At 51.8% G+C, this 877-nt stretch carries 1 protein-coding gene; it reads right to left on the minus strand.

Annotated elements, in window-relative coordinates; translation table 11 throughout:
* A partial coding sequence (mobQ, locus tag OCV77_RS16385) for a MobQ family relaxase (protein ID WP_262576004.1) occupies positions 1–869 on the minus strand: 869 nt, incomplete at its 3' end.
* Positions 870–877: the final 8 nt, after the last annotated feature.

The raw sequence follows: 877 nt of genomic DNA on the forward strand, positions 1-877 counted from the left end.
GGTTTGGAAAGTTCTTCTTTTACCTCTGCCATCCAGACAAACAGGGCTTTGATCTTCTTCCTCACATCCTGCATGAGCCGGTTGGTGGCTTTAATCCAGCGGTTCAATTCCCCTTTCTCGGTGCGGATGCCCTTTGCTTCCATCTGCCGGACATTAGCTCCCTCGTGGACAGTAGGTATCAGGTCAAGCCCCTGCCGCACATAGGAACGGTGGTCGATACGCACATCCAGCCCTTTTTCCTCAAATTTTGTATTAACGGCAGCCGCCCACTGCTCCCGCCAGTGTTCCAGCGTTTCCGGCTCATGCCAGTCTGTTGTATGGACAGCGTTAAACATATAATCGCCGTTTTTATCCCGGATTCGGTTTCCATCTTCATCAAGAAGATATTCCCGACGCTGTTTTTGTCCCCATGTGCCATCCGGGTTCAAAGGGCGCATGGTTGTCATCACATGAAAATGCGGGTTAGGGATGCCGCCGTCCTCTTTCTCCGGGCTGTGAAAAGCAAGGTCGGCAATCATGCCTTTTGTCACAAACTGCTCCTGTACGAACTTCCTCGCCAGCTCCATGTTTTCTTCCAGCGTCAATTCATTCTGCATGGCAATATCAAAGGAATAGGCAAGCTGTGCTTTTGGATGTTTCTCGCAGTTCTCCACAGCATTCCAGAGGGTCGCCCGGTCAAGATATATTTCCGGCGCATGGGGCGGCAGCATGATTTCAGAAGCGATCACGCCGCCCTTTTTGGTGTAGTCGCTGACTTCTCCATAGTAGCTGCTGTAAAGACGCTCCCCGGCTCGATAGGCTGCGCTGGCAATGGCGCTCTGACCGGCGCTGCGCTTGATCTGTGCGATTGAAAAATGATAAAGTGCTATCCTTAGTC

It is taken from the genome of Suilimivivens aceti (genome assembly GCF_025567405.1).
Lineage (GTDB): Bacteria > Bacillota > Clostridia > Lachnospirales > Lachnospiraceae > Suilimivivens > Suilimivivens aceti.